The organism is Saccharothrix isguenensis (genome assembly GCF_052936305.1).
On the sequence record NZ_CP193626.1, the window covers coordinates 7222578 to 7247818 of the forward strand.

The 25241-nt window shown below is 72.6% G+C and carries 26 protein-coding genes; 10 read left to right on the plus strand and 16 right to left on the minus strand.

Annotated features, from left to right (window positions below; all coding sequences use genetic code 11):
- Positions 1-33: 33 nt before the first annotated feature.
- The 6 genes from purE to ACRAKI_RS32425 form a co-directional block, all read right to left on the minus strand.
- A complete protein-coding gene (gene purE / locus ACRAKI_RS32400) occupies positions 34-552 on the minus strand; it encodes a 5-(carboxyamino)imidazole ribonucleotide mutase (RefSeq protein WP_447004286.1) in 519 nt (172 codons plus the stop codon).
- Complete coding sequence (locus ACRAKI_RS32405; protein ID WP_447004287.1) at positions 549-1736, minus strand: 5-(carboxyamino)imidazole ribonucleotide synthase; 1188 nt, start codon at positions 1734-1736, stop codon at positions 549-551. Before ACRAKI_RS32405 ends, purE begins: the two co-directional genes overlap by 4 nt.
- Before the next feature lie 191 nt (positions 1737-1927).
- The gene (locus ACRAKI_RS32410) at positions 1928-2920 is read right to left on the minus strand and encodes an ABC transporter permease (protein ID WP_447004288.1); all 993 of its coding nucleotides are present in this window, start codon (positions 2918-2920) and stop codon (positions 1928-1930) included.
- A complete protein-coding gene (locus ACRAKI_RS32415) occupies positions 2917-3789 on the minus strand; it encodes an ATP-binding cassette domain-containing protein (protein WP_447004289.1) in 873 nt (290 codons plus the stop codon). The genes ACRAKI_RS32410 and ACRAKI_RS32415 overlap by 4 nt, the downstream gene beginning before the upstream one ends.
- Positions 3786-4175, minus strand: a complete 390-nt coding sequence (locus tag ACRAKI_RS32420) for a GntR family transcriptional regulator (RefSeq protein WP_447004290.1) — start codon at positions 4173-4175, stop codon at positions 3786-3788. The genes ACRAKI_RS32415 and ACRAKI_RS32420 overlap by 4 nt, the downstream gene beginning before the upstream one ends.
- A 184-nt stretch (positions 4176-4359) precedes the next feature.
- Positions 4360-5166 (minus strand): GGDEF domain-containing protein, encoded by an 807-nt coding sequence (locus tag ACRAKI_RS32425; RefSeq protein WP_447004291.1) that lies wholly within the window; start codon positions 5164-5166, stop codon positions 4360-4362.
- Positions 5167-5316: 150 nt separating this feature from the next.
- On the opposite strand from ACRAKI_RS32425, the gene ACRAKI_RS32430 reads away from it, so the two are divergent.
- The 3 genes from ACRAKI_RS32430 to ACRAKI_RS32440 are packed head-to-tail and all read left to right on the plus strand — an operon-like array spanning position 5317 to position 8783.
- Complete coding sequence (locus ACRAKI_RS32430) at positions 5317-7644, plus strand: sigma-70 family RNA polymerase sigma factor (RefSeq protein WP_447004292.1); 2328 nt, start codon at positions 5317-5319, stop codon at positions 7642-7644.
- Positions 7645-7680: 36 nt separating this feature from the next.
- Positions 7681-8196 (plus strand): GtrA family protein, encoded by a 516-nt coding sequence (locus tag ACRAKI_RS32435; RefSeq protein WP_447008579.1) that lies wholly within the window; start codon positions 7681-7683, stop codon positions 8194-8196.
- A 35-nt stretch (positions 8197-8231) separates the two neighbouring features.
- On the plus strand, positions 8232-8783 hold the full coding sequence (locus ACRAKI_RS32440; protein WP_447004293.1) for a GtrA family protein: 552 nt from the start codon (positions 8232-8234) through the stop codon (positions 8781-8783).
- 26 nt (positions 8784-8809) lie between these two features.
- Here the strand turns inward: ACRAKI_RS32440 and hisN are convergent, their stop codons facing one another.
- The gene (gene hisN, locus ACRAKI_RS32445) at positions 8810-9598 is read right to left on the minus strand and encodes a histidinol-phosphatase (protein WP_447004294.1); all 789 of its coding nucleotides are present in this window, start codon (positions 9596-9598) and stop codon (positions 8810-8812) included.
- 39 nt (positions 9599-9637) lie between these two features.
- Between hisN and ACRAKI_RS32450 the strand changes: the two genes are divergently transcribed.
- Positions 9638-10303 carry a response regulator transcription factor gene (locus ACRAKI_RS32450; RefSeq protein ID WP_447008580.1) on the plus strand — a complete coding sequence of 222 codons (666 nt, stop codon included), beginning with the start codon at positions 9638-9640 and terminating at the stop codon, positions 10301-10303.
- A complete protein-coding gene (locus ACRAKI_RS32455; protein ID WP_447004295.1) occupies positions 10303-11577 on the plus strand; it encodes an ATP-binding protein in 1275 nt (424 codons plus the stop codon). The genes ACRAKI_RS32450 and ACRAKI_RS32455 overlap by 1 nt, the downstream gene beginning before the upstream one ends.
- Here the strand turns inward: ACRAKI_RS32455 and ACRAKI_RS32460 are convergent.
- The 7 genes from ACRAKI_RS32460 to ACRAKI_RS32490 all read right to left on the minus strand — a co-directional run bounded on the left by ACRAKI_RS32460 (position 11564) and on the right by ACRAKI_RS32490 (position 17818).
- Positions 11564-11857 carry a hypothetical protein gene (locus ACRAKI_RS32460; RefSeq protein WP_447004296.1) on the minus strand — a complete coding sequence of 98 codons (294 nt, stop codon included), beginning with the start codon at positions 11855-11857 and terminating at the stop codon, positions 11564-11566. The genes ACRAKI_RS32455 and ACRAKI_RS32460 overlap by 14 nt on opposite strands.
- A complete protein-coding gene (locus ACRAKI_RS32465; RefSeq protein ID WP_447004297.1) occupies positions 11854-14538 on the minus strand; it encodes a TNT domain-containing protein in 2685 nt (894 codons plus the stop codon). The genes ACRAKI_RS32460 and ACRAKI_RS32465 overlap by 4 nt, the downstream gene beginning before the upstream one ends.
- A gap of 14 nt (positions 14539-14552) precedes the next feature.
- Complete coding sequence (locus ACRAKI_RS32470; protein WP_447004298.1) at positions 14553-14861, minus strand: WXG100 family type VII secretion target; 309 nt, start codon at positions 14859-14861, stop codon at positions 14553-14555.
- A complete protein-coding gene (locus tag ACRAKI_RS32475; protein ID WP_447004299.1) occupies positions 14858-15349 on the minus strand; it encodes a YbaB/EbfC family nucleoid-associated protein in 492 nt (163 codons plus the stop codon). Before ACRAKI_RS32475 ends, ACRAKI_RS32470 begins: the two co-directional genes overlap by 4 nt.
- A 135-nt stretch (positions 15350-15484) precedes the next feature.
- The gene (locus ACRAKI_RS32480; RefSeq protein WP_447004300.1) at positions 15485-16414 is read right to left on the minus strand and encodes a hydroxymethylglutaryl-CoA lyase; all 930 of its coding nucleotides are present in this window, start codon (positions 16412-16414) and stop codon (positions 15485-15487) included.
- Positions 16401-16931, minus strand: a complete 531-nt coding sequence (locus tag ACRAKI_RS32485; RefSeq protein ID WP_447004301.1) for a PH domain-containing protein — start codon at positions 16929-16931, stop codon at positions 16401-16403. The genes ACRAKI_RS32480 and ACRAKI_RS32485 overlap by 14 nt, the downstream gene beginning before the upstream one ends.
- A 62-nt stretch (positions 16932-16993) precedes the next feature.
- Complete coding sequence (locus tag ACRAKI_RS32490) at positions 16994-17818, minus strand: biotin--[acetyl-CoA-carboxylase] ligase (protein WP_447004302.1); 825 nt, start codon at positions 17816-17818, stop codon at positions 16994-16996.
- Positions 17819-17994: 176 nt separating this feature from the next.
- Between ACRAKI_RS32490 and ACRAKI_RS32495 the strand changes: the two genes are divergently transcribed.
- The gene (locus ACRAKI_RS32495) at positions 17995-19626 is read left to right on the plus strand and encodes an acyl-CoA carboxylase subunit beta (RefSeq protein ID WP_447004303.1); all 1632 of its coding nucleotides are present in this window, start codon (positions 17995-17997) and stop codon (positions 19624-19626) included.
- Entirely contained in the window at positions 19623-19835 is a 213-nt protein-coding gene (locus ACRAKI_RS32500) for an acyl-CoA carboxylase subunit epsilon (RefSeq protein WP_447004304.1), read from the plus strand. The genes ACRAKI_RS32495 and ACRAKI_RS32500 overlap by 4 nt, the downstream gene beginning before the upstream one ends.
- A gap of 91 nt (positions 19836-19926) precedes the next feature.
- Here the strand turns inward: ACRAKI_RS32500 and ACRAKI_RS32505 are convergent, their stop codons facing one another.
- Positions 19927-20331, minus strand: a complete 405-nt coding sequence (locus ACRAKI_RS32505) for a hypothetical protein (RefSeq protein WP_447004305.1) — start codon at positions 20329-20331, stop codon at positions 19927-19929.
- 152 nt (positions 20332-20483) lie between these two features.
- Here ACRAKI_RS32505 and ACRAKI_RS32510 point away from each other — a divergent pair, with 152 nt between their 5' ends.
- Both ACRAKI_RS32510 and ACRAKI_RS32515 read left to right on the plus strand, forming a co-directional pair.
- Positions 20484-21116: a Maf family protein gene (locus tag ACRAKI_RS32510; protein ID WP_447004306.1), complete on the plus strand. Its 633-nt coding sequence runs from the start codon at positions 20484-20486 to the stop codon at positions 21114-21116.
- Between the two features lie 175 nt (positions 21117-21291).
- A complete protein-coding gene (locus ACRAKI_RS32515) occupies positions 21292-22611 on the plus strand; it encodes a dicarboxylate/amino acid:cation symporter (protein WP_447004307.1) in 1320 nt (439 codons plus the stop codon).
- Positions 22612-22684: 73 nt separating this feature from the next.
- Here the strand turns inward: ACRAKI_RS32515 and ACRAKI_RS32520 are convergent, their stop codons facing one another.
- The gene (locus ACRAKI_RS32520) at positions 22685-23356 is read right to left on the minus strand and encodes a hypothetical protein (protein WP_447004308.1); all 672 of its coding nucleotides are present in this window, start codon (positions 23354-23356) and stop codon (positions 22685-22687) included.
- Between the two features lie 118 nt (positions 23357-23474).
- Here ACRAKI_RS32520 and ACRAKI_RS32525 point away from each other — a divergent pair, with 118 nt between their 5' ends.
- Positions 23475-25238, plus strand: coding sequence for an acetyl/propionyl/methylcrotonyl-CoA carboxylase subunit alpha (locus ACRAKI_RS32525; RefSeq protein ID WP_447004309.1), 1764 nt, complete (start codon positions 23475-23477; stop codon positions 25236-25238).
- Positions 25239-25241: the final 3 nt, after the last annotated feature.

Sequence of the window (25241 nt, forward strand, 5' to 3'; positions counted from 1 at the left end):
GGGCGTCTTCCCAGGATGTTAGCGCGCGTTCACTCAGTTGTCCGCTGTGCCGTCCGCTACAGCGTCGGCCACCGACCGGAGAGCCGCGTCCTTCTCCAGCACCAGGTCCGACAGCGACGCCTGGAACGCCGCCATCCGCTTCTGCAGCTCGGGGTCCGACGCACCCAGGATCCGGACCGCCAGCAGCCCCGCGTTGCGCGCGCCGCCGACGGACACCGTGGCCACCGGCACACCGGCCGGCATCTGCACGATCGACAGCAGCGAGTCCATCCCGTCCAGGTACTTCAACGGCACCGGCACGCCGATCACCGGCAGCACCGTCGCCGACGCCACCATGCCCGGCAGGTGCGCCGCCCCGCCGGCCCCCGCGATGATCACCTGCAACCCGCGCGACGAGGCCGAAGCTGCGTAGTCGAGCATCCGCTGCGGCGTCCGGTGGGCCGAGTACACGCCGACCTCGTAGGTCACGTCGAACTCCGCCAGCGCCTCGGCCGCGGCCTTCATCACCGGCCAGTCCGAGTCACTGCCCATGATCACGCCGACCTGCGTCACTGCTGCCCTCCGTGGATCTCGTAGCCGTCCAGCCACACACCGTCGGACAGCCAGTGCGCCGCGAGCCGAGCCCGCTGCCGCACGTCGTCCATCCGCTCACCGAGCAGCGTCACGTGACCGATCTTGCGCCCCGGCCGCTCCGCCTTGCCGTACAGGTGCACGTGCGCGTCGGGGAACCGGGCGAACAGGTGGTGCAGCCGCTCGTCCGGCCCCATCCCGGGCGCGTCCGCCGCACCCAGGACGTTCGCCATCACGACTGCGGGCGCGGCGAGGTCCGTCGCACCCAGCGGGTAGTCCAGCACGGCCCTGAGGTGCTGCTCGAACTGCGAGGTCCGGGCGCCTTCGATGGTCCAGTGGCCGGAGTTGTGCGGGCGCATGGCCAGCTCGTTGACGACCAGCCCGTGCTCGGTGTCGAACAGCTCGACGGCAAGCAACCCGACCACGCCGAGCGCGCCGGCGATCTTCAACGCCAGCTCCTGGGCCTCTTCGACGGGCGCGTCCGGCGCCGGCGCCAGCACCTCGACGCAGATCCCCTCCGCCTGCACCGTCTCCACCAGCGGCCACGCGGCGCCCTGCCCGAACGGCGAGCGCGCGACCAGCGCGGACAGCTCGCGGCGCATCGGCACGCACTGCTCGACCATCAACGGCGTCCCGGCGGCCAGCAGCTCGGGAACGACCCGCTGCGCGCTCTGCGGCGTGTTGAGCATCCACACCCCACGCCCGTCATAACCGCCGCGCACCGCCTTCAGCACGCACGGCCACCCGTGCTGCGCCCCGAACCGCAGCACGTCCGCCGCGTCCGCGACGGCGCTGAACGGGGGCACGGGCGCGCCCATCTCCGCCAGCTTCACCCGCATGACCAGCTTGTCCTGCGCGTGCACCAGCGCGTCGGGCCCGGGGAACACCTTCACGCCGTCGGCGACCAGTGCGTGCAGGTGCTCCTGCGGCACGTGCTCGTGGTCGAACGTGATGACGTCGCACGACTTGGCGAACGCGCGCAACGCGTCGAGATCGGTGTGCTTGCCCAGTTCGACGTCGCGCGCGACGAGCGCGGCGGGGTCGGAGTCCGACTCGGCGAGCACCCGCAGCGACTGGCCGAGCGGGATGGCGGCCTGGTGCGTCATGCGGGCGAGCTGGCCGCCGCCGATCATGCCGACGACGGGGAGGCGAGTTCGGGAGTCCACGGTTTCGTGATTCTACCTGCACAAACACCATGGTCCGGACCCGACTCGGTGGCAGGGGAAGTCGGCAGGTCGGGCCCCGGTCCGAGACGGGGCCGCACCGACCTGCCGACCGCGCCCCGCGCACTCCCCGAAGTGCGCGAGACCCCCTCAGCAGGGCCGCCGCGGTGCGAAGGTGGCTGGCCCGGTCCTGGTCAGGCCCGGCGGGCCCGGCGCACCCATGCGAACGCCAAGGCGAACAGCCCGGCGGCGAGGACGGCGAAGACACCGAACTCGAACCACTGGAACGGCACCAGCCGGTCGACGGGGTGGTAGTAGCCGGCGTAGTGGACGCCACTGTCCGTCATGCACTTCACGTAGCCCATGTGGTCCTTGGAGTCGGTGCACATGCGGGGGAACGGGATCTCGGCGCCGAGCGCGTCGGAGTGGTGGCCGTCCACCATCCACGAGCCGTCACTCTCCCTGCCCCGGTACCCGAGGTCCCCAGCGAAGGTCCCGTACGGCTCCACCTTCCGCAGCGGTTCCCAGAAGTACGGCCGCCACGCGCCGGCGACGACACTGCGCGTCACGAAGAACACCGCGAGGGTCAACCCCATCGACAGCACCGTGCGCCGGGTGATGGCGCTGAACGCCAGACCCAGCGCGAAGCCGAACGCCGCGTAGCCGACCTGCACCTGCGGCGCGGCCTCGAACGGCGAGGTGTCGAACGGCCGGAACGGCGGGTAATCGGCCCTGGTGGCGTTGATGCTGTTCATCAGCTTGACCAACGCCAGACCGAGACCGGCGGCGAACGCCACGGCGGTCACGCCGAGCAGCACCACCTTGCCCGTCAGCCAGCGCAGCGCGGTGATGTCCTGGCTCCACACCACGAGGTGCGTGCGCTGCTCGTACTCGCGGGACAGCAGTGGTGCGGACCAGAAGACCGCGATGACCGCGGCCATCCCCGTCGAGGCGAGGTTCAACGCCTGGGCCGTGCCGAGGTAGCCGTACTCGCCGAGCAGTTCATGGGTGTCGCCGGTGGCGTCGGTGTGCCAGGCCATGCCCAGCGCCAACGCGGAGGCGGCGACGACGGCGGCGGCCGTGGCGAGGACCAGCCAGCGGTGCTGCCGCCAGGTCAGCCACAGCAGGTCGCCCCAGCCGACGTGGGTGCGCGTGGTCACCGGCGCGGCGGTCGTGGCGGCGGTCATGCGCCGGCCCCCTTCCTGGTGGCTTCCAGCTCTGCCAGCACGTAGTCCTCCAACGTCAACGAGCGCTCGGTCCACTGGCCCCCGACCACCGGCCGCGGCTGCCCCTCGGGCAGTTCGACCACGAACGACGACTGGTTGCCGCTGTGCCGGGCCTCCACGACGGCGCCGAGGACGGGCGGCACGTCCGAGCGCGGGCCGGTGTAGGCGACGTGCCGGGCGAGCAGGTCGTCGAGGTCACCGCCCGCCAGCAGCCGACCGTGCGCGAGGAGCAGCAGGTAGTCCGCCACACCGGCCAGCTCCGCGACGACGTGCGAGGACAGCAGCACGGTCATGCCGGTCTCGGCGACCTCGACCAGCAGCTCGGCGGTCACCTCGCGGCGGGCCAGCGGGTCCAGGTTGGACAGCGGCTCGTCCAGCATCAGCACGGTCGGCCGCGAGCCGATGGCCAGCGCGAACGCCACCTGGGCCTGCATTCCGCCGGACAGCTTGCCGCACGGCTTGTCCAGCGGGATCTCGAACCGCGCCAGCCAGCGACGGGCGCGCGCCTCGTCCCACACGACGTTCAGGCGAGCGCCCAGCCGCAGCACGTCGGCCGCCGAGAAGTGCCGGTAGACCGGTTTCTCCTGCGACACGAACGCCACCCGGCCCACCGCGCCCGCCGACCCCTCGTCGGCGTCGAGGAGGCCCGCGAGGACGGTCATCAACGTCGTCTTGCCGGCGCCGTTCGCGCCGACCAGTGCCGCCACCCTGCCCTCGGGCAGCTCGAACGTGCACTCCCGCAGCGCCCACTTGCCGCGGTACCGCTTCCCCAACGCCTGCGCGCGCACCGCGATCGCGGTGTCGCCGACAGGCTCGACAACGGTCGTCATCCGACCGCCACCCCTTCCCCCTCCGTGAGGACCGACCGCACGAGAGCGTCGATGTCCTCGATGTCCAGACCGGCCTCGCGCGCGTCGCGGACCCACTCGGCCAGCCGCGTTCTCAGCGCCGCCATCACCGCCGGCTCGGTCGAGCCGAGCCCTGCCTTGATGAACGTGCCGGAGCCCTGACGTGCCTCGACCAGGCCGGACAGTTCCAGTTCGCGGTAGGCCTTGAGCACCGTGTTCGCGTTCACACCACTCCTCGCGACGACGTCGCGGACGGTCGGCAGCCGGTCTCCCTGCCGCAGCCGGCCCAGGCGCAGCGCCTCCCGGACCTGGCGCACCAGTTGCAGGTACGCGGGGAGGCCACTCGACCGGTCGATGCGGAACTCCACCCGGCGCCTCCAAATTGTTCTACTCGACTAAGACAGTGACACAGAGGGAACCACCGCGCTCGCCGGGCTGTCAAACCCGAACGCGAAAGAGGAGCCCGGTGCGCTGGGGAGGCAGGCACCGGGCTCCTCGGGGGGAGGGGAGCCGGTAGCGGACGTCGGACAGGGGTTCGACGCCCGGGGAAGGTCAGTGGCCGAGGCCGGCGATCGACTTCAGCGCTTCCTGGTGGGTCTCCGGCAGTTCCTCGACCCAGATCCGCACCGGGCCGGTCGGCGCGATGTGCGGGTCGACGGCCAGCCGGTCGGCGGTCAGCACCCGCAGGTTGGACACGGCCCGCCCCAGGTGCCTGTCCCGGCGCAGCAGCACGCACGCCACCGACGGCCCGATCGACGCCACCGTCTCGCCCGCGTCGAACACCTCCTTCAAGGCGTCCGCCAACAGGGTCATCGCCACCACGCGCGACCACCCGGACGTCCGGGACAGGTCGAGGGCCACCAGCACCAGCACGTGCTCCTGCCAACCCACCGCCCGTGCCTCCGCGTACACCTCGCGCAACCGCGTGCGCAGGTAGGCGGCGGTGGCCAGGCCGGTCAGCGGGTTGTCCGCCGCGCAGTTCCCGGCCTGCTTCGTCATCACGTCACCCCAGCCCAGCGCGGCGGACCGGAGCATCCGCGGCGGGATGGCGTCGACGCTCGCCGACACGATCCCGGTCGACCCGTCCGGCTCCGCGAGCACCGCGTGCAACGCCGCCAGGTCCAGCAACGTCTCGGCCAGGCTCGTGCCCGCCTCGGCCCGTGCGCCACCCAGCCGGTACAGCTCAGGGCCCGCGTCGCCCTGGCCCAGCATCGCCCGGCAGACCTCGTCCACCTCGCCCAGCGGCCAGTCCCCCGGGAACGCCCAGCCCGCGGCCAGCGACGCGTTGCGCCACCTCGACCGCAGTGCTCTCGACCCGTCAGCGTCGGCACGCCGTGCGACCGCTTCCCGAACACCCACCCGGATGCCTCCCTCGACGTCGGTTCCGGTAACGGGACGTCGGCGGAGTTCATCCATGACGGCATTCCTCCTCACCGTTAAGGGGGATTCAGGTGACGTTCCGCGAGTCGGTGCGTCAGACTGGCGCCGCGCGAGGAGGGAAGAAACACTTTGGCGACCGTTCCTGCCGACATCCAAGGGCCGAGCGACGCGGAGCTGATCGATTCCGTGCGCGGTGGGGCGATCGATGCCTACGGCCGGCTGTACGAGCGCCACGTCTCCGCTGCTCACAACCTCGCCCGCCAGCTCGCCCGCTCGTCCGCCGAGGCCGACGACCTCGTCGCGGACGCCTTCGCCAAGGTCCTCGACACGCTGCGCGCCGGCCGCGGCCCCGATTCGGCGTTCCGCGCCTACCTCCTCACCGCGCTTCGTCACACCGCGTACGACAAGACGCGCCGTGACAAGAAGCTGGAACTCGCCGACGACGTGGCCGAAGTCGCACCCGAGGCGATGAGCGTGCCGTTCCAGGACACCGCGGTGGCCGGTCTGGAGCGGTCGATGGCCGCGAAGGCGTTCGCCCGGCTGCCCGAGCGCTGGCAGACCGTGCTGTGGCACACCGAGATCGAGGGCCAGTCCCCCGCCGACGTCGCGCCGCTGCTGGGCCTGACCTCCAACGGCGTGTCCGCGCTCGCGTACCGCGCCCGCGAAGGGCTGAAGCAGGCCTACCTCCAGGTGCACCTGGCCGAGACCCGGACCGAACGCTGCCGCGCCACCGTCGACCGGCTCGGCGCGTGGACCCGCGGCGGTCTCTCCAAGCGGGAGACCACTCAGGTCGAGGCGCACCTGGACGAGTGCACGGCCTGCCGCGCGCTGGCCGCCGAGCTGGCGGACGTCAACGGCGGGCTGCGCGGGATCATCGCCCCGCTGGTGCTGGGCACCAGCGCGGCCGGCTACCTGGCCGCCGTCGGCTCGGGCACCGCGAAGGCCGTCGCGATCGGCGCCGCGGCGGGCACCGGTGGCGCTGCCGCCGCCGCGTCCACCCCGCGCCAGTTCCTCACCGCCGCCGCCTCCACCGCGGCCCTGGTCGTCGCGGTGGCGATCGGCCTGGCGTCCGGTGGCGACCAGGAGGTGCCCGCGGCGCACGCCGTGCCGCAGGAGACCGTCCAGCCGCAGGCGCCGAGCCCGGCGCCCGAACCCCCACCGGCGCCCGAACCCCCACCGGCGCCCGTTCCGACGCCCGAACCCCCACCGGCGCCCGTTCCGACGCCCGAGCCGCCCGCCGCCGTTCCCCCTGCCGCCGTGCCGCCCGAGCCCGCTCCCGCTCCGGTGCAGCCGCCGGCACCCGCTCCCGCGCCCGAACCTGCGCCCCAGCCCGCACCGGAACCGGAACCGGAACCCCAGCCCGCACCGCCGACCCTGGTGCCGACCGTGCCCGCCGGGTTCACCCTGGTCCCCGGTGAAGGGCCGGTGGAGCTGCCGGTCACCGTGCTCAACTCCGGCGAGACGGCGTCGGAGCCGGTCGACGCCGTGCTGGACCTGCCGCCCGGCGTCCGGTCCGTGGGCAGCGCCGCGTCGTTCGCCGGCACCCGCCTGGCCGGGTTCGACGGCTCCGCCGAGCAGAGGGTGACCTGTCCGGCGGGCACCGGCACGGTCGCGTGCAGCACCGCCCAGGGCGTCGCGCCCGGCGGGGTGGCGACGTTCGTGTACCGCTTGCAGGCCGATCCGAACGCGGTGAACGGCCGGATCACCGGCACGCTCAGCGCGGGCGCGTCGCTCAGCGTGGCGATCGAGGTCGCGGTCGAGGTGCGGCCCGTGGAGGACGACCTGGAACTGCTGGTCCACAAGTGGCAGCACGGTTTCTGGGACCCGCGCCTGGACATCCGCGCCACCAACACCGGTGGCCGGGCGGGAACCCTGCGGTTGGTCGTGGAATCGGACGACCACGTCACGCTGGTCTCGTTCGGCTGCAAGGAGCCGGGACGGCGGCGAGTGGTGTGCGAGGTGCCGCTGGACCGCGACGAGACGTTCCGGCTGGCGGTGTGGGCCCTCGGCTCGCCGCACCGGGACGCGGTGGTCCGGGTCAGCGCGACCCTCGGCGCCGCCTCGAAGAGCGTCGACGTGCCCATCTCGATGCGACCGGGCGAGGGCGACGGCCACGTGCCGGAGCCGCCGGTCCACCGGCCGACGGTGACGCCGCCGACGACCACCACGCCGCCCGCCCCGACGACCACCACCACGCCGGCACCGACGACGACCGGGCCGACCACGACGGAGCCGGCGACCACGACGACGACTCCGCCGGCCCAGACGCCGACTCCGCCCCCGGAACCGACCGGGGAACCGACCGCGACGCAGCCGCCCACGACCGAGCCGCCGACACCTGCGCCGACACCCGAGCCGACCACGCCCACGCACCCCGGCAAGGGTGAACCGTGCCGCCCCGGACACCCACCGGCGCCGGAGGGCTCACGCTCCGATCGTTGTCGTACCCCTCCGTGATCGTTCGAGCACACGTGTCGGTAGCCTGCCCCGGTGCTGCCACTCGCGCGCAGAGTCCTGGGACTCCTACCGGAACCCGTCCGGTTCCTGATCAACAAGCACCGTGAGCTGATCCGGTTCGCCGTCGTGGGCGGCACGACGTTCGTGATCGACAACGGCACCTGGTACGCGCTGAAGCTGACAGTCCTGCAGGACAAGGTCGTGACGGCCAAGGCCATCGCCGTGCTGGTGGCCGTCATATCGTCGTACGTGCTGAGCCGCGAGTGGTCCTTCCACACCAGGGGCGGGCGTGAGCGGCACCACGAGGCCGGGTTGTTCTTCCTGGTCAGTGGCGCGGGCATCGGGGTGAACCTGCTGCCCCTGTACGCCTCGCGGCACGTGCTGGGCCTGCACGCGGAGGTCGCCGACTTCGTCAGCGGCTCGGTGATCGGCATGCTGCTGGCCACCGGGTTCAAGTTCTGGGCGATGCGGAAATTCGTGTTCCCGCAAGCCGACGCCCGGCCTTCGGTGACGTCGCTTCCCGTCGCCGCGGAGCAACGCGAGGTCGCCTGAACAGGCGATTCACCTGTTTTCCGTACACTGCTCAGGTGTCCGTTGTCGAGAACGTCGTCCACCGGCTGCCCGAACCGCTGCGCTCGCTGGCCCTCAAGCACAGAGAGCTGCTGAAGTTCGCCGTCGTCGGCGGCACCTGCTTCGTGATCGACACGGTCATCTTCTTCACGCTGAAGCTGACCGTGCTGGACGAGAAGCCGGTGACCGCGAAGATCGTCGCGACCCTGGTGGCCACGATCGTGTCCTACGTGCTGAACCGCGAGTGGTCGTTCAAGACCAGGGGCGGCCGGGAACGGCACCACGAGGCGGCGCTGTTCTTCCTCGTCAACGGCATCGGCATCGCGCTCAACTCGATGCCGCTGTGGGTGTCGCGCTACCTGCTCGAACTCCAGGAGCCGAACGTCAGCAGGCTCGGCGAGGAGCTGGCCGACTTCGTCAGCGCGCAGATCATCGGCACCCTGATCGCGATGGCGTTCCGCTGGTGGGGCTACAAGAAGTGGGTGTTCCCCGAGGCCGACTTCCGGCCGCGCCGGGTGACCAGGTCGTACGACAAGCCGGCGGACGAGGAACCCCTCGACCGTTCCTGACCCGGGTCAGCGGCCCGGCACGCGGCTCAGGGGCTGAGCGGGCCGAGGGCCTTCAACGCCGGGTCGTGCAGGTGCCCGTTGCTCGACAGCACGTTCCCGCCGTCGAACCGTTCCACCCCGCCGAGGTCGCTGAACCGGCCGCCGGCCTCCGTCACCAGCACCTGGAACGGCGCCACGTCCCACGGGTTCACGATCGGCTCGGCGGCCAGGTCGATCGCGCCCTCCGCGACCAGGCAGTGCTGCCAGAAGTCGCCGAACGCCCGGTTCTCCCAGCACGCGTCGACCAGCGCCAGGTACGCCTCACGGGAGTGGTGCTCGACCCACGTGCCCAGGTGCGTGGTGGACACGTAGGCGTCGGACAGGTCTCGCACGCCGGACACGCTGATCGCCCGTTCGCCGGACGCGTCGGACGTGTGCGCGCCGCCGCCCGCCGAAGCCCACCAGCGGCGGCCCAGCGCGGGCGCGCTGACCACGCCGACCACCGGCACGCCGTCCACGACGAGCGCGATCAACGTCGCCCACACCGGCACGCCGCGCAGGAAGTTCTTCGTGCCGTCGATCGGGTCGACCACCCACGCCCGCCCGGCGCCCGCCGTGCCGCCCCGTTCCTCGCCCGCGACCTGGTCGTCCGGAACCTCGACCGCCAGCACCGCGCGGATCGCGTCCTCGACCGCCACGTCCGCGTCCGTCACGGGCGTGCGGTCGGGCTTGCGCTCCACCACGAGGTCCCTCGCGCGGAACCGCGCGGTGGTGATCTTGTCGGCCTCGTCCGCCAAGCGGAGGGCCAGGGACAAATCTGCGCGAAGGGCGGACACGGGGTGGATGGTGCCACGCCTACGCTGAGCGGCGTGAGCGTGGTCTTGTTGGCCGAGGACGACCCGGCGATCGCGGAACCGCTGTCCCGCGCGTTGCAGCGGGAGGGGTACCAGGTCCAGGTCGTCGGCGACGGTCCGGGCGCGTTGGACGCGGCCGAGCACAGCGGCATCGACCTGCTGGTGCTCGACCTCGGCCTGCCCGGGATGGACGGGCTGGAGGTGTGCCGGCGGCTGCGCGCGGGCGGTCGGGGCATCCCGGTGCTGATGCTCACCGCGCGGTCCGACGAGGTCGACTTCGTCGTCGGGCTCGACGCGGGCGCGGACGACTACGTGGCCAAGCCGTTCCGGCTGGCCGAGCTGATGGCCCGGATCCGCGCCCTGCTGCGCCGCCGCTCGCCCGGCACGCTGGAGGTGAACGGCGTGCGCATGGACCTCGCCGCGCGCCGCGTCACCGTGGACGGGCTGGAGGTGCAGCTGGCGAACAAGGAGTTCGAGCTGCTGCGCGTGCTGATCCAGCGCGCCGGCCAGGTCGTGCACCGGGACGAGATCCTGTCCGAGGTCTGGAACGACCCGGAGCTGAAGAGCAGCAAGACCCTCGACATGCACATGTCCTGGCTGCGCCGGAAGCTCGGTGACGTGCGCACGGTGGAGCGCCGCATCGCGACCGTGCGCGGCGTCGGCTTCCGCTTCAACACCGCCGACTGATGCGCACCCGCATCCTGCGGGCGATCCTGCTGGCCGTCGCGGTCACCGGGATCGTCCTGGGCATCCCGTTGGGCTACACGGCCCTGCGGTTGGTGGACGACGGCGCGCGCACCGACCTGGCCGCGCGTGCGCAGCGCATCGCCGCGTCCATCGACGACCAGATCGCCGATGGGCGGTCGATCGACCTCAAGCCGGTGGAGGTCGGCGTGCCCGAGGGCGGCCACCTCGTGGTGACGTCGGCCGACGGGGTGCTCGAGTTCGGCAAGACCCCCGGCCCGGACCCGTTGTCGGTCGAGGTGCCGATCGCGCAGCAGGGCACGGTCCGGCTGGAGCTGTCGTCCGCGCCGATGCACACCGCGCAGTACCAGGTCGCGGCGCTGGTGGTGCTGCTGGTCGTGCTGTCGGTGAGCACCGGCACGGTGGTGGCGACGGTGACGGCCCGCAAGCTCGCCATGCCGTTGCGGCACGTCGCTTCACGTGCGGCGCGGCTCGGTGCGGGCGACTTCCGGCGGGACGACCGGCGGCACGGCGTGCCCGAACTGGACCTCGTGGCGGACGCGCTGGACAAGTCGGCCGGGGCGCTGGCCCAGCTCGTGCAGCGGGAACGGGAGCTGGTCGGTGACGTCTCGCACCAGCTGCGCAGCAGGCTGACCGCGTTGCAGCTGCGGTTGGAGGCGCTGTCGCTGCACCCCGAACCGGACACGGCCGCGGAGGCGAAGGCCGCGCTGGAGCAGGCCGAGCGGCTGGCGGGGGTGCTCAACGAGATGCTGGCCGCGGCCCGTGCCGCCCGTGCGGTCGGTGCCGAACCGCTGGACCTGGGCGCCGAGCTGACGGCCATCGCCGAAGAGTGGCGTGATCCGCTGCGGAGCGCCGGGCGCGCCCTGCGGGTGCGTGTGCCGGAAGGTCTGCTGGCGCGTGCCACGCCCGCACGGCTGCGTGAGGCGATCGGCGTGCTGCTGGACAACGCGTTGCGGCACGGTGAGGGTCAGGTCGTCGTCACCGCGCGGCGTGACGACGGGACGGTCGTCGTGGAGGTCGCGGACGGCGGCGCGGGCGTGCCGGACGAGTTGGCGCACCACATCTTCGAGCGCGGTGTGTCCGGGGGCGGGTCGACCGGCGTCGGGCTGGCGCTGGCGCGGGCGCTGGTGGACGCGGACGGCGGGCGGCTGGAGCTGTCCACCGCCCGGCCGGCGACGTTCGCCGTGTTCCTGCCGGTGCCGAAGGCCGAGGACGTGGTGGGCGTGACCTGGCGGACCGACCTCACGCCTCGCTAGGCGCGGTGTCGGGTCGCCCGGCTTCGGGCCGGGTCAGGACTCCGACCGCGCCGCGCACCACCTGCGCCCACACCAGCCGGCCGAACAGGTAGTGGCAGGCGACGTCCTCACTGGTGAACGCGGCCCAGTCGTACCGGTTGCCCTGCTCGCGCCAGAAGACCTCGAAACCCTCGTCGGTCGGCAGCAGGCACCACGTGTTGTCGGCCTCCGCCCCGATCGACACCACCTCGGCGGGCACCCCCACGGCCAGCAGCCAACCCTGGATCGACTCGGCGTTCATCCCATCTCCTCCAGGTAACCCAGCGCGACCAGGTCGGCGACGGGGTAGGTGGCGCGGTACCGGACGCCGCCGCCGGGCTGCCCGAACCACTCGGCGGACAGCGTGAACCACACCGGCAGCACCTTGACCACGCGGTAGCGGTGGTAGCCGGCGTCGACCAGCGCGGGCGGCAGCGAACGGGCCGGGTACGCCGTACCGGGCTGGGACAGCACCCGGCCTTCCGGTCCGCCGAACCGGTCCAGCTCCACGCCTGCCGCCAGCACACCGGCCTGGCCCGCCTCGTACCCGCCCTCGGGGAACAGCTCGCCGGGCGGCCAGGCGTACTCGGGCGGGTCGGCGCGGACGAGGAACCGGCGTTCCCAGTCGCGTTCGTGCATACCCGCCAACGGGTCGTAGTCGGCGAGCAGTCGCGGATCGGGTCTGGTGCCGGGAGTGAGGACGACGCGCGGGCGGTTGCGCGCGGGCACCGGGTCGGTGGGCACCGGGGCCGTGTGCCCATCGGTCGGCTCCACGCCGGCCAGCCTGGACCGCAGCCCTTCCTGGCCGGTGGTGAGGAGGTCGAGGCCGAGCTGGGCGGACGCGTCCACCAGGTGGCCCTCCGGGTGGCCTTGCGGCTCGAAGCGCAGGCCCGCCGCGAACGACTCGTCCTCGGACGGCGGGGGCAGCTGGCGGGCGGGCTTGGCGCTGGGCTGCGGGAGCGTGCCGCCGGGGAACATGTGCAGCAGGAACAGCGCCGCCGCTTCGGTGGTCGGCTGCGCGGTCCGCGCGGCCTTCGCCGGGGGCGGTGGCGGGGTGTCGCCCGGTTCCGCCGGCAGGATGCCCGCCGTCGAGCCGGGGTGGAGCGGAACGCCGGTGGTGTCGCGTCCACCGCTCGGCACACCGATCGGCACGGGGAGGACACCGAAGGCGAGCGCGCCTTCCCCGACCTGGTGGGCTACGGCGGCCAGGGCGTCCTTGAGATCCTTCGACTGGACGTCCTCGGCTTCCGCCTTCGCCTGGGCTTCCGCCTTGGCCTGACCGTCCGCCTTGGCCTGGATTTCCGCCTTGGCCACGGCCTCGCCCTTGGCCTGGGCAGCGCCCGCGTCCTTGGCCTGACCGCTCTGACCCTGCTGGCCCTGACCTTGCTGGCCCTGACCCGTCGACTGGCCGGACTGCGACTGGCCGGGCTGCGACTGGCCGGGCTGGGTGCCCTGGACCGCCTGCGCGGCACGGGCCTCGGCCTTCTGCGCCGCCTGCTGCCCGGCCTGCTGGCCCGGGGCCTGGGTGGTCGCGGCGGCGTTGGCGGCGGCGTTCGCGGCCGGGTTCTGCACCACGGACGCAGCCGCCGCAGCCGGGGCCGCCCCGGCAGGACCACCGCCGAGCGACGGGCCGCCGAACCCGGGCGGACCCTGCGACGCGGGCTGGTTCGAGACGGGAGCGGCGGGCTGAGCGGGCGCGTGGGGGGCTTCGGTGTGCAGCAGCGGACGGTCCAGCAGTGCCGCCGACGACTGGCTGACCGTGCCCTCGGTCCGGGTGACGACGTTCTCGACGGAGGCCGAAGCGCCGTGCACCGCGCCGACGGCCGGGTTCGGCAAGTCGCCGACGACCCGGTTCCCCTGGCCGGGCGCGTTACCGGCGTGGCCGGGTGCGTTCTCACGGCCCGGTGCGTTGTCACGACCGGGCGCCACGGTCTCGGTCACGCCGTGGACCGCGTCCGCCGCGCCCTGGACCGTGCGGCCGACCGCGTTGTCGACGGCGTTGCCCGCGCCCTGCGCGACGTCGCCCGCCGTGTCCAGCACCGGTTCCACCACGGCCGCGACCGGCGGCGCGACCGCGCCGACCGCCTCCACGACCGGTTCCGCCACCGCGCCGACCGTGTCCGTCACGGCGCCGACGAGCCCGCCGACCAGACCGGGAGCCCGACCGGACGCACCGCCGGTCCCGTGGTCGGCTCCGGTCCCGTGGTCGGCTCCATTGCCGTTGGCCGCACCTCCGGCCGCCGCACCGTCACCGCCGAGCAGCCCGTCCACCAGTCCGCCACCCTGGCCGCCGCCCACCAAGCCGCCCACCAAGCCATTGCCGAGCAGACCACCGCCCTGGGCCGGACCGGAAGCGGGGCCCGATCCAGCGGCAGGTCCGGCGTCACCAGGCGCGTGCACGCCCGGATTGGCGTTGACGGGAGGCTGCTGCCCGCCGATCTGCACGCCGCTGTCCAACCGCACCGCGTTGGTCAACGTGTCGGTCAGGTGGGCGACGTTCGCCGCCGCCCCGCGCACCGCGGTCTCCAACCCGAGCAACGCCGTCGGGTGCCCGGCGCCGGCCGCCTGCTGCGCCGCGTCGCTGTTCTTGGCCAGGTTCACCAGCTCGCGCACCAACTCGACCTTGGCCGCGCCGACCTGCTCGGCCGCGTGGTCCAGTCGGTCGGCCGCCGCGTTGCACCCGCGCACCACGGAGTTCAACGTCCCGTCCGGCGCGGTGAACTTGCTCCAGTGGCCGCGCGCCGCCTCACCGGTCGCCCCGGACATGGCGGCCAACGCCTTGCTCGCCGAGCCGTCGGACTCCCCCGCCAACGTGGACAGCTCGACGCCCGTCTCCCGCCACGCGGCGGCGGACGTGCGGAGGGCGTCCTCGTCCGCCTGCGGCCAGGACACCCCCGCTTTCGCGGCGACCTCGGCCAGTTCGGCCGGCAGCTCGATCCCCATCACGGCCCCCTGGTTCAGATCGCGCCGAGCGCGTTGCGGTTGCCCTCTTCGACCTCGCGGTACGTGCGGGCGGTCTCGGTGAAGCGCTCCCCGACGCCGCCGAACCCGGAGCTCAACCCGGTCAACCCGGCCAACACGTCACCGGACGGCTGCACGTGGCTCGCCGCGAAGCTCTGCCCGATGGCGTCACCGCCCCAGCAGTCGCCCAGCGAGTCCAGCACGCCGGCCAGGTCGCCCGCGATCTTCCCGGCGCGCTCGGCGAACGCGGTGAAGTCGGCGGCGCCCTCGGTGAGGCGGGCGAGGTCGGACTGGAAGCCGGTCATCTCGTTCTCCTCGACCCTGCGCTGCTCTGGGAGGCTGCGTCGACGTCCAGCCAGTCGCGCTGCTCGAAGTCCTCGTCGTCGTCGACGACCGGACGCCGCCGGGGCGGCTCCGGCGGCCGGACGTCCTCCGGGCGGATCTCCTCCGGGCGCAGGTCGGCCGTGCCGCGCAACAACGCCTCGGGGTCCGTGCCGGCGGGCAGCACCGGGCTCAACGTCCGGTAGGCGCCCTCGGCCGCCTTCGCCGCCGCGTCCCGAGTGGTGCGCAGGATCGACTCGGCGAGCTGGGCGGGACGCAGCCGGTAGGCGTTGTCGGTCAGCACCAGGTCGCTGAGCGCGCCCTTGGCGTCGACCACGGCCGTCACCGAACCGTCCGGGCTGGTCGCCGACCCCGACACCCCGGCCAGGTCGCGCTGCACGGACGCCAACTGCTCGCGGCTGCGCCGGTAGTCGGCGAGCAGCTCGTCCACCTGTGCGCGGTGATCGGTCACGGCCACCTCCGGTCTACGCCGTCGCCAGCCCGAATGCCGCCAACGGCGGCGGTGGCATGGTCGTCGGTCGCGCGTTGGACGTCGCGACCGACACCCCGGTTCCCGCCCGTTCGGCGGATTTCCCGGGGGGACGAGCTACCCGCGCAGCGCCCGCACGACCCGCGACGGGCTCGGCCGGCCCAGCCGCTCCGCCATCCACGCGCTGGTGTCGGCGAGCTTGTCGAGGTCGACGCCGTGCTCCACGCCCAGCCCGTCGAGCATCCACACCAGGTCCTCGGTGGCCAGGTTGCCGGTCGCGGACTCCGCGTAGGGGCAGCCGCCGAGACCACCGGCCGACGAGTCCACCGTGCGCACGCCCGACTGCAACGCGGCCAACGTGTTCGACAACGCCTGCCCGTACGTGTCGTGGAAGTGCACCGCCAGCCGCTCGGCACCGTCGAAGCCCGCGAGCAGCGCCGTCACCTGACCGGGCGTGGCCACGCCGATCGTGTCGCCCAGCGAGAGCTGGTCGCAGCCCATGTCCAGCAGCCGGTTGCCGACGCCGACGACCTGGTCGCGCGGCACGGCGCCCTCCCACGGGTCGCCGAAGCACATCGACACGTACCCGCGTACCCGCAGGCCCTCGGCCTTGGCCCGGGACACGACCGGGTCGAACATGGCGAACTGCTCGTCCAGCGACCGGTTCAGGTTGCGCCGGGCGAACGTCTCGGTGGCGCTGGCGAAGATCGCGACGTGCTCGACGCCGGCCGCCAGCGCGCGCTCCAGCCCGCGTTCGTTGGGCACCAGCACGGGGTAGTCCACGCCGGGCCGCCGGACCAGACCGGCCAGCAGCTCCTCGGCGTCCGCCAGCTGCGGCACCCACTTGGGGTGCACGAAGCTCGTCGCCTCCAGGATCGTGCCGCCCGCGTCGGCCAGCCGGTCCAGGAACTCCAGCTTGGTGGCGACCGGCACGACCTCGGACTCGTTCTGCAGCCCGTCGCGCGGCCCGACCTCCCAGATCGTCACCCGGTCCGGCAACCCGGTCGTGCCCACCTCCTCGGGCAAGCCGACGTCACGCGCTCCCATCGCCGACCTTCTCCTCCTGCCGGTGATCGTCCTCGGGGTTGTCGTTGATCTCCCGGTAGAGCATCGAGTGGACTCTCTCCACCCCCGGGATGTCGTCGAACTCCAACGGCTCGTCGGAGGCCGACTCGATGATCAGCGTGCCGCAGCCGAGGATGCGGTCCACCAGGCTGTGCTCGAACCGGACGCTGTTGATGCGGCCGAGCGGGATGTCCAGGCCGGTGCGCTTGAACACGCCGATCCGGTACATCACCCGGTCGCTGGTGACGATGAAGTGGGTGGTGCGCCAGCGGACCACCGGCGCCAGGGTCAGCCAGGTGACCAGCACCACCCCGACCGCGGCGAGCGCGATCCAGGCGACCGCCGCCCAGCTCAGGTCGGACACCAGCGCCGCGAGGTAGGCGCCACCGCCGACCGCGACGAGGAGCACGAGCACCGGGACGATCAGCGTCTTCCAGTGCGGGTGCTTGTGGATCACGACGTGCTCACTGGGACTGAGCAGGTCGTCCGGGTAGGCCACGGCGGTCCCTTTCGGTGGCTGGGCCCGACTCATCACTGGGCCGGCCCCCTGCTGGGCAAGGATCACCGTACCCGGAGGTGCACCACGTCCCCTGCGGAAACGGCGTGGTCGGTGCCCGAGTCGTCGCGCACGACCAGCGTGCCGTCGGACTCCACGTAGTGGGCCGTGCCCAGCAGCTGCTCACCCCTAGCCAGCTCGACCCGCACCGGGCGGCCGAGCGTGGCGCAGTGCGCGCGGTACTCCTCGCGCAACGACGGCTCGGCGCCGCCCGCCCGCCGCCACCGGTCTTCGAGCGCGGCCAGTTCGCCGAGCAGGGTGACGGCCACCTCGGTGCGGTCCAGCGGGCCGGCGTGATCTTCGAGGCTGGTCGGCCGCAGGCCGCCCGCGCCCGGTTCGACGTCGTCGGGCAGCCGGGCCACGTTGAGCCCGATGCCGACGACGACGCCCTGCGTCGCGCCGGCGGTGATCTCGGCCAGCACGCCCGCCGCCTTGGCGTCACCGACGAGCAGGTCGTTCGGCCACTTCAGGGAGGCGGCGACGCCCACGCTCCTCGCCGTGCGGACCAGCGCCACCCCCGCGAGCAGCGTCAACCACGGCAGCCGCGCCGGCGGCACACCGGTCGGGCGGAACAGCACGCTGAGGTAGAGGCCGCCGGTCGGCGAGGCCCAGCCCCGGCCGCGTCGGCCCAGGCCTGCGGTCTGCTGCTCGGCGATGAGCACGGTGCGGTCGGCCGCACCCCCGGCCGCGGCGGCGCGCAGGTCGGCGTTCGTGGAACCGGTGCGATCGATGATGTCGATGGCCGCATAGGGGCCGATGAGCTTGGCGCGGAGTCCCGCAGCGTCCAGGGTCACGGTGCGCAGACTAGGAGCGGTCGCGTTGGACCGCATGGCCCACTCCGGAAGTCGCGACCCGCCCCACGCGCTTGTCGGAGCGGTGTGGATCGTGGGGCGGATCGCGTGGTCAAGCCTGCAACCTCCACCGCACTGGAGGTCAACACCGCGGAGGGTGAGCTGGGCTACTACTCCGGCGGCGCGCCGATCCGACCCGGCTAAGCTGCGCGGCCATGAGCAGTGGGACCGCCCCCATCGGCGACGAGCCGGACGTTCACACGACGGCCGGGAAACTGGCCGACCTGTACCGGCGCAACGACGAGGCCGTGCACGCCGGTTCGGCCCGAATGGTGGAGAAGCAGCACGCCAAGGGCAAGAAGACGGCGCGTGAGCGCATCGAGATGCTGCTCGACCCCGGCTCGTTCGTCGAGCTGGACGAGTTGGCCCGACACCGCTCGACCAACTTCGGGCAGGACCGCAACAAGCCCTACGGCGACGGCGTGGTGACCGGCTACGGCACCGTGGACGGCCGCCCCGTGTGCGTGTTCAGCCAGGACGTGACCGTCTTCGGCGGCTCGCTCGGCGAGGTCTACGGCGAGAAGATCGTCAAGGTGATGGACCTGGCGATCAGGACCGGTCGGCCGATGGTCGGCATCAACGAGGGCGGTGGCGCGCGCATCCAGGAGGGTGTCGTCTCGCTCGGCCTCTACGGTGAGATCTTCCGCCGCAACGTGGCCGCGTCCGGTGTCGTCCCGCAGATCTCGCTGATCATGGGCGCGACCGCCGGCGGCCACGTCTACTCGCCCGCGTTGACGGACTTCGTGGTGATGGTCGACCAGACCTCGCACATGTTCATCACCGGCCCGGACGTGATCAAGACCGTCACCGGTGAGGACGTCGGCTTCGAGGAGCTGGGCGGCGGTCGGACGCACAACACCAAGTCCGGCAACGCGCACTACCTGGCCGGTGACGAGGAAGACGCCGTCGCCTACGTCAAGGAGCTGCTCTCCTACCTGCCCGCGAACAACATGTCGGAGCCGCCCGTCTTCGAGACGGCGGACGACCTGGTGCACGGCCCGGTCGAGGACTCGATCACCGACGCGGACCGCGAGCTGGACACGCTGATCCCGGACTCCGCGAACCAGCCGTACGACATGCACGAGGTGATCACCCGCGTGCTGGACGAGGGTGACTTCCTGGAGGTCCACCCGCTGTTCGCGCCGAACATCCTGGTCGGCTTCGGCCGGGTGGACGGGCACTCGGTGGGCATCGTGGCCAACCAGCCCACCCAGTTCGCGGGCTGCCTGGACATCAACGCCTCGGAGAAGGCGGCGCGGTTCGTGCGGACGTGCGACGCGTTCAACATCCCGGTGCTGACGTTCGTCGACGTGCCCGGCTTCCTGCCCGGCACGGACCAGGAGTGGAACGGCATCATCCGGCGCGGCGCGAAGCTGATCTACGCGTACGCCGAGGCGACCGTGCCGCTGGTCACCGTGATCACCCGCAAGGCCTACGGCGGCGCGTACGACGTGATGGGGTCCAAGCACCTGGGCGCGGACATCAACCTGGCGTGGCCGACGGCGCAGATCGCCGTCATGGGCGCGCAGGGCGCGGCGAACATCGTGCACCGCAAGACGTTGGCCGCCGCGGCGGCCGCGGGCGAGGACGTGGACGCGCTGCGGGCGAAGTTGCAGCAGGAGTACGAGGACACCCTCTGCAACCCCTACGTGGCGGCGGAACGCGGCTACGTCGACAGCGTGATCCCGCCGTCCTCCACGCGGTCCTACGTCGCTCGGGCGTTGGCGATGCTGCGCGACAAGCGCGAGGTGCTGCCGCCCAAGAAGCACGGGAACATCCCGCTGTGAGCGGGGCGCCGCACCTCCGGGTGGTGCGAGGGAACCCGGACGACGTGGAACTGGCCGCGGTGGCGGCGGTCGTGGCAGGCCTGGCCGCGAGCGACGGCCCGACCGGGGACAGGCCCCGCCGTTCGGCGTGGGCGGACAAGTCCCGGCTGGTCAGGCGCGCGCTGCCGCACGGCCCCGGCGCCTGGCGCTCGTCCGGCCTGCCTGGCTGAGCACACGCGTCGCGACCGCCGCGAGGTGGCGTCGGTCATCGGACACCGCCGGGCTCTTGAACTCGGCGGTGTTCCTCGTCGTGCGCGGTCCTCAGCACTCCACTCGGCGCGAGTTGACCTCCACACCCGTGTCGCCGAGCACGGTGACCTCGCGGCAGCGGGAACCGTCCGGCACGTGCAGGCGCACCCGCATCCACATGCCGCCCGCCTCGACCCTGGCGTCCAGCACCTCGACGCCCTCGGCGGCCACCGCGGACGGCACGGCGTCCAGTCGCGGCAACGCGCGGGCGATCGACGTGACCTGGTCCATCACCAGGTACTCGACGCGGTCGCTGCCGTTCGCGAAGGGCCAGAACGGCACGCCGTACCCGACCGGGTCAGTCGACACGACCCGAGCCGTCAGGACCAGGACGAGGACGGTCGGCACCACCAAGAGCCACCGGTACCGACCTCGACCCCGATCGGTCCGGCGGACCACCAGAGCCAAGCGCTGCACCTCCCCGACGGTGCCCGACCGCCTCACAGCGCGCATCGGTAGTTCTACGCAACGCCCGGATCGTGTCGGCCCGACCCGGTCCCGGCTTCGGCATCACGTACTCGTCCGCCCCTCGCCCTCCCCCGTCCGCGGCCCGCCCTAGGCTTCGATCCGTGCGCTTCGTCCTCGCTTCCCAGTCCCCCGCCCGCCTGGCCGTGCTCCGCGCCGCCGGGGTCGAGCCCGTGGTCCGCGTGTCCGGTGTGGACGAGGACGCGCTGACCGCCTCGCTCGCCGACCCGACGCCGGAAGAGCTGGTGACCGCGCTGGCTACGGCCAAGGCGGACGCGATCGCGTCCGCCCCGGTCGACGGCGCGGACGACAGCGCGTTCGACGACGCGGTGATCGTCGGGTGCGACTCGATGCTGCTGACCGCCGACGGCGAGGTGCACGGCAAGCCCGGCACGGTCGAGGTCGCCCGCGAGCGCTGGAAGAAGATGGCGGGCACCACCGGCACCCTGCTCACCGGGCACGCGGTGCTGCGGGTGCGGGACGGGCAGGTCGTGGACCGGGCAGTCGGGCACGAGGCGACGCTGGTCCGGTTCGGCCGCCCGACCGACGACGAGCTGGACGCGTACCTGGCGACCGGCGAGCCGCTGCACGTCGCGGGCGGGTTCACGCTCGACGGGCTGGGCGGCTGGTTCGTGGACGGCATCGACGGCGACCCGTCCAGCGTGATCGGCATCAGCCTGCCGCTCACCCGGGAGCTGCTCCGCCGAATCGGCGTCACGGTGTCCGACCTCTGGTAGCGGTCGTCACACTTCCCCCGATCGGGGAAGCTCCTCCGCCGGGTCCGGCGTTACGTGAGCCGTGGGTGACTTGCTGACGCGCCGCCGTCACATCGACTTCGGGCGCAGGACGAACACGGGCTGTCGGGGCTGACGCCCCCGCCGTCCACCCCTGCGCCGACTCCGGAGCACACCCATGTCGTTCGTCCGCAGCTACACCAAGCCGAAGGTCTTCGGCACCACCGTCCTCGCCGCGCTCGTGCTGGGCGCGCTCGCGGGGTACCTCGCCAAGAGCACCGACCAGGCGTGGCTCATCACCACCCTCGGTTCCCTCGGCGACGCCTTCACCAGCCTGTTGCAGTTCACCGTGATCCCGCTGGTGTTCACCGCGATCGTCGTGGGCATCACCAGCCTCCGCCGGCTCGGCAGCTCGCGCGCGGCCCGGCTGGGCGGCAAGACGCTGCTGTGGTTCGCCACCACGTCGTTGATCGCGGTGCTGATCGGCCTCGCCATCGCGTTGATCTTCAAGCCGGGCGCCGGCGTGCAGGTCGAACCGTCGCAGGCGGCGGTGGAGAAGCTGGCCGCCCGCGACCAGGGTTCGTGGGGCACCCTGGTCGAAACGCTCATCCCGTCGAACCTGTTCAGCGCCTTCACCGAGGGTGAAGTGCTCCAAGTGGTGTTCATCTCGATACTGGTCGGCTTCGCCGCGTACGCGCTGGGCGAGAAGGCCGCTCCGTTCGTGTCGCTGACGCGGTCGGCGTTCGACCTGATCCAGAAGGTCGTCGGCTGGATCGTGCTGCTCGCGCCGATCGGCGTGTTCGGCCTGATCGGCACGGCGTTCGCCACGTACGGCAACTCGTTCGTCGGGCCGCTGTTCTCGCTGATCGCGTCCGTGTACGGCGGGTCGCTGCTGGTGCTGTTCGTGGTGTACCCGCTGCTGCTGCGGTTCGTCGGCCGGGTGTCGCCGATCACGTTCTTCAGCAAGGCGTGGACCGCGATCCAGTTCGCGTTCGTGTCCCGGTCGTCGGGCGCGACGCTGCCGCTGAGCCGGCAGACCGCGACCAACCTCGGTGTGGACCCCGACTACGCGTCGTTCGCCGTGCCGCTCGGCACCACCACGAAGATGGACGGCTGCGCCGCGGTGTACCCGGCCATCGCCACCGTGTTCATCGCCAACCTGTTCGGCGTGCAGCTCGGCTTGTGGCAGTACGTGGCGATCGTCGCGGTCGCCGTGTTCGGGGCGCTGGCCACCGCCGGCACCACCGGTTGGTTCACCATGCTGACGTTGACGCTGGGCGCGGTGAACATGCCGCCGGAGGTCATCGCCACCGGCGTGGCGGTCGTCTACGCGATCGACCCGATCCTGGACATGATCCGCACGGCCACCAACGTGACCGGCCAGATCACCGTCCCGGTCCTGGTCGCCCGCGGCGAGGGCCTGCTGGACGACGAGGTCCTCGACGCCCCCAGCGAGCCGCCGCTCCTCACCACCCCCCGCACCCCCGTCCCCGCCTAACCCCGCGAGTCCTCCACTCAGGCACCGCGAGTCGTCCGGTCGCGCACCGCGAGGTGCGCGACCGGACACGTTTTCAGGTGCCGCACTGGCGGAGTTCCGAAGGATCCGGGGCGACTCCCGGCCAGCCGGGGAGGGCTTCCGGCTCGCTGACGACGGGCGTGCAGCCCAGCTCGCCACCCCCACCGGCCAACGAGAACACCTGCACGAACCAGCGCGCGCAGTCCGCACCCTTCGGGCACGCCCGCTGGACGGCCACCACATCGGCCACCGCGTCCTGGTCCACGTCGTGCAGCGCCAGGTACGCCCCGCTCGACACGTACGGCACCTGAGCCCGTGACCAAGCCCCCGACCTGCGCACGAGCACCTCACCCAGCACCTCGCCGCCGACCTCGCCACGCGCCAGGCACACCGCCACCTCCGCGTCGAGGCACTGCAACGACTGCTCGCTGATCCGCGCGCCGGACAGCGCGATGGTCAACTCGAAGATGTTCGGCCCCGAAGCTCCGCCGGTTCGGATCCGGCCCGCGCCCTCGCCGACCAGCAGTTCCACCGAATCGGCCCCGACCTGCTGCTTCACCACCGAACGGCACGCCGTCGTCCCGCACCGCAACCCCTCCCGCGGCGGCTCGGCACCGGCGTCCGTGATCGCTGGAGGGCGCAGTGACCAGGCGATCAGCAACCCGGTCACGGTGATCAGGACGGCTGCGCAAGAGATCGCGAGCACGGCGGTGGGCGGGCGTGTCACGATTACCGATTGTTCCACCGAAGCGTGAGCCGTCTCTCGGTCACCGTGTACTGACGGGTCACTAAACTCCCCGACCATTGCCGCTCCAAGTTCCACCGTTGCCAGGAGGTAGGACGTCGTGTCGCTGCGCAAGGTCCTCGTCGCCAACCGCGGCGAGATCGCCGTCCGGGTCATCCGCGCCTGCCGTGACGCCGGTCTGGCCAGCGTCGCCGTGTACGCAGACCCGGACCGGGATGCCCCGTTCGTCCGGCTGGCGGACGAGGCGTTCGCCCTGGGCGGAAGCACGCCCGGTGACAGCTACCTGTCCGTCGACAAGCTGCTGGACGTCGCCAAGCGCGCCGGCGCGGACTCGGTGCACCCCGGCTACGGCTTCCTCTCCGAGAACGCCGACTTCGCGCAGGCCGTCATGGACGCGGGCCTGACCTGGATCGGCCCCACCCCGCAGGCCATCCGCGACCTCGGTGACAAGGTGACCGCGCGGCACATCGCGATGCGCGCAGGCGCGCCGCTGGTGCCCGGCACCAAGGACCCGGTGAACGGCCCGGACGAGATCATCGCGTTCGCCCGGGAGCACGGCCTGCCGGTCGCGATCAAGGCGGCGTTCGGCGGCGGCGGTCGCGGCCTGAAGGTCGCCCGCACGCTGGAGGAGATCCCCGAGCTGTTCGACAGCGCGGTGCGCGAGGCCGTCACGGCGTTCGGCCGCGGCGAGTGCTTCGTGGAGCGGTACCTGGACAAGCCGCGGCACGTCGAGGCGCAGGTCCTGGCCGACCAGCACGGCAACGTGATCGTGGTCGGCACGCGGGACTGCTCGTTGCAGCGCCGCCACCAGAAGCTGGTCGAGGAGGCGCCCGCGCCGTTCCTGACCGACGAGCAGCGCGCCGCGATCCACACCTCCGCGCGCGCCATCTGCAAGGAAGCGGGCTACCACGGCGCCGGCACGGTCGAGTACCTGGTCGCGGTGGACGGCACGATCTCGTTCCTGGAGGTCAACACCCGGCTCCAGGTGGAGCACCCGGTCAGCGAGGAGACCGCGGGCGTCGACCTGGTCCGCGAGCAGTTCCGCATCGCGGCCGGCGAGAGGCTGCGGTTCACCGAGGACCCGACGCCGCGCGGCCACTCGATCGAGTTCCGCATCAACGGCGAGGACGCGGGCCGCAACTTCCTGCCCGCCCCCGGCACGGTCACCACGTTCGTCGCGCCGTCCGGCCCCGGCGTCCGGGTGGACGCCGGTGTGGAGAGCGGCACGGTCATCGGCGGCCAGTTCGACTCGCTGCTGGCCAAGCTGATCGTCACCGGCGAGAACCGCACGCAGGCCCTGGAGCGGGCGCGGCGGGCGCTGGACGAGATGGTGGTGGAGGGCATGGCCACCGTGCTGCCGTTCCACCGCGCGATCGTGCGCGACCCGGCGTTCGTCGGCGAGGACGGCTTCATCGTGCACACGCGGTGGATCGAGACCGAGTTCGACAACACCATCGCCCCGTTCACCGACGCCGCGGAGGCCGAGGAGGACGAGCCGCGGCAGACCCTGGTGGTCGAGGTCGGCGGACGTCGGCTGGAGGTGTCGCTGCCCGGTGACCTGGCCTTCGGGGGCGGCGGCGGGGCCAAGGCGGGCGTGAAGGCCAAGCCGCGCAAGCGCAGCGGCGGCAAGGGCGGCGCTGCCGTGTCGGGTGACGCGGTGGCGGCGCCGATGCAGGGCACCATCGTCAAGGTGGCCGTCGAGGACGGGCAGCAGGTCGAGGCGGGCGAGCTGATCGTCGTGCTGGAGGCCATGAAGATGGAGAACCCGGTGATCGCGCACAAGGCGGGTGTCGTCACCGGTCTGGCCGCCGAGCCGGGCGCCACGGTCACCCAGGGCACGGTCCTCTGCGAGCTCAAGGAATAGGCT